Below are 3,296 nucleotides of genomic sequence, written 5' to 3'. Positions count from 1 at the left end.
TTCGTCATGTTGAACACGGAATCGAGGTTGGTGCGGATCACCGCATCCCAGTTGACCTTGTCGAGCTTGCGCAGCGTCATGTCGCGCGTGATGCCCGCGTTGTTCACCAGGATGTCGACCGGGCCGACATCCCGGACGATCTTCTCGATACATTGCTGGCACGAATCGTGATTGCTCACGTCCACCGGATACGCATGGAATTCGCGACCGGCCGCATGCATCTCGGTCAGCCAGCGATCGGCACCGGTATTGTTCGGCGAGTACGTTACGATAGCCCGGTAACCTGCATCATGCAGTCGAATGCTGATCGCTTCACCCAGACCACCCATCCCCCCCGTAATAACTGCAATTTTCTTAGTCATACTATAAGTCTCTAAATAAAAAGTGGTAACAGACAGAATAACCGTAACGATAGCGAGGCACTCTCTGACGCACCGGTGCTGAAACCGATGGTTTATGATGCATGATGGATTGCTATTTGGTTTGATGCGATCAAGATCGAAAAGATGTGCTTGATTGTGTATTAGAGCATTGTTTGGATGGAGATGTACTTTGGTTATTGGGAGAAACTATAGATTTATGGCAAAAACGGCTCAACGTGCTCTATCGACTGGCCGGATTGACAAGCGCCGTGCCTTCATCTTCCTGTGAGCGGCCTGCATGTTTTGATTCAGATGGCGTGATGTACCTGAAAGTGTCAACTTTTTCTTGGAGTGATCATAATTGGTGGCATGGTCGACTCGGATCGAGACTGCTTCGCTCATGCTACAGCACGTGCGGTATGGTGATCGGTTTCACGAGTTCTTCACCGTGCTATCCGAGCAAGGCTGGCCGCGCGCAATTCGTGCAGTATGTACCGACCTGATCGCGCAAGTCGCGGAGTAGCTGGCAGCTGGCGGCAGGACGGAAGCGGTGGCATTCGATATCACGCGAACTTGGACTGAAACGCTTGTACTAGAAACACGCAGTCGGTGAATAAGCCCGATCTATCGAACTCACGTGCGCTCTACTGGTTTGCGGTGCCATTCACATACGGGCTCGTGCGTACGTTTTGGACGGAAAGTGCTCGGTAGTGGTCAAGGGTGGGGCCTGTACACCAGAACGGGCACATCGCGCCGGGAGTCAGTTAGCGAGCGTCGAAGGCGCCGTGGCGCACGCTTGGCGGCGTGTTCCATCCCCAAGACAAAGCCCGTGCGCTGCAAGCGTCGCGTGATTTGTAGTGTGTTGGACACGATGTCAAGATCGCCGCATGCGAATGGTAAGGAGATGTTCGCCGAGACTTGCGGCACTGCAGCGGACGCAATTTAACATTAATTCAATCTAAATTCTGGAGGAATCTGGGGAAATCGAAAGTTATTGTTGTCACTTGCCTGGATAATTGATCAGCGAGGCATTCTTCTAATTATAGTGAGTCGTTAGTTTTTGCTATCAAATCGTGGTTCCCGTCATGCTATGGGATGGCAGATCTGTATGCATAGAAATGCTATGCGTAAAAATTTGTTTCTGTTCGATTCCCGGATTGTTGGGTGGATGGTTTGTTGGTGTCATTTCCGACCATTCTGGTGGAATTGGTGATTGAAGGTTGCGTCCGGTTTTCATATGCGATCGTCTGGGGCTGAGGGTGGATGTGCGTCGAGTTTAATGTGCTGAAAATGAGATGGTAGTATTTTTTATATTTAACGAAGATGATTGCGGAGAGTATTGGGTTCGAGGGGAAAAATTGCGTGGTCGATCCGTTTGAATTGCGCGTACCGGCAATCGTGTAGATTAGCCTTCGTCTACTGCAAGCTCCGAATTGTTTTCTGAATCATGGGATAGCGGTCGCTCCAATGGAATTAAATTCTGGGAAAGTGAAAGTGCGGTTGGCGGGGAATCCGAGCTTCGGCAAGCCAAAGGCGATTGCGATAGCTGACGCGCCGGCGACAGAAGATCGTGGGGAGGTAGAGCGTCAGGTCCCAGAGGTGTGCCGGGCGACTGGTGCGTGTGGGTCTGATGAGTTGGCGTGTCGCATTCGAAATTTAATGAAATACGAGCGCGCACCATTGGCTGCATGCAAGCTGAAAGAGGGGCTATACGCGCAAGCGGCGAGTTGTACGCGAATGCTAGGTACCCGCTTGCGGATGGCAGAGGCCCTTGAGCGTGGTGGGCGTTGCGATGCGGCGGCAGGCGTTTATATTGAGGCGGCCCGGGGCTACTCACAAAAGGGAGATCATGCGGCGGCTGCGATGGCGCACGCGCGCGCAGCAATGGCGCACGCGCGCGCAGCAATGGCGCTCGCGCGAGCAGCAATGGCGTACGCATAGATATCCTAGGCTCACCGCTCAGGTGCGTGCCGCGCTGATGACGCATCAGGACGTTGCTGACGGCGATGTCCTGGCTGAACTGCTTGCCCCAATCCCGCACGACGCGCAGTTCGATGTCGTCGGCGGTGACGGCGCCTATTGAGGCCGGTCGAAAAAATGGAAGCCAACGTCTCGTAAAATCGAGGAACGGAGGCATGGATGAATCGAATTCCAAGAGCGGTCTATGCGAAGGAGCTTCGCGACGAAGCGGTCAGGCTGGCGATGGCTGAAGGTATTGGGGTATCGGAAGCTTCCCGGCGCTTGTCGATCCCAATCAAGACGCCGGCAAACTGGGTGCGTGCTGTGAAGGCCGGTAAGCTGAAAGATGTCGGTCGGCTCCAGAAACCACGGACGGAAGTTGAGGCCGAGCTGGCGCAGGTCAAGCGCGAACTGGCCGAGGTAAAAATAGAGCGCGACCTGCTAAAAAAGTTCGCGACGCACTTCGCGAAGGAGTCGCGGTGAAGTCCGGCGCGATGGAGCAAATGCGACAGGAATATCCCGCGCCGCCGATGTGCCGTGCGCTGGGCGTATCGGTGAGCGGCTAACTATGCGTGGTGCAAGCGCAAGCGGTCCGCAAGAACGCAACAGGAGCCTCACCTTGAAGCGGAGGTGCTCGCGGCCCACCTGTGCACTCGGGAAAGCTTCCGGCCCGAGCGCCTGCAGCAACATCTCGAGGCGCGTGGCGTGCGAATCGGCGTGCACCGGATCAAGCGGCTGCGCAGAAAACTGGGACTGCGCTGCAAGCAGAAACGCCGGTTCAAGGCCACGACGAATTCGAAGCACGACCTGCCTGTCGCGCCGAATCTGCTGAGCCAGGATTTCTCGCCGACGGCGCCCAATCAGGCCTGGTGCGGTGCGTCACCTATATCGCGACCGACGAATTGGGTAGCCACGTTTCCTTGCGGAAACGCGGCCCCCGAAGAACCGTACGTGCGAGCTTTCCCCGCATACGGC

At 55.4% G+C, this 3,296-nt stretch carries 1 protein-coding gene and 2 pseudogenes; 2 read left to right on the top strand and 1 reads right to left on the bottom strand.

The features are described 5' to 3' along the window. Positions 1–362 (bottom strand): SDR family NAD(P)-dependent oxidoreductase (locus DID99_RS36075; RefSeq protein WP_124668682.1); only part of this gene is annotated, 362 nt, incomplete at its 3' end. A 1,960-nt stretch (positions 363–2,322) separates the two neighbouring features. Between DID99_RS36075 and DID99_RS38260 the strand changes: the two are divergent. Then, positions 2,323–2,442: pseudogene (locus tag DID99_RS38260) on the top strand (IS5/IS1182 family transposase); the annotation flags it as partial. Positions 2,443–2,501: 59 nt separating this feature from the next. Then, a pseudogene (locus DID99_RS36065) lies at positions 2,502–3,223 on the top strand (IS3 family transposase); the annotation flags it as partial. Between the last annotated feature and the right edge of the window lie 73 nt (positions 3,224–3,296).

The organism is Burkholderia sp. Bp8986, from assembly GCF_003854225.1.
GTDB lineage: Bacteria > Pseudomonadota > Gammaproteobacteria > Burkholderiales > Burkholderiaceae > Burkholderia.
The sequence above is the reverse complement of the archived record's forward strand: the minus strand, read 5'-3'. Positions and strand labels throughout refer to the sequence as shown.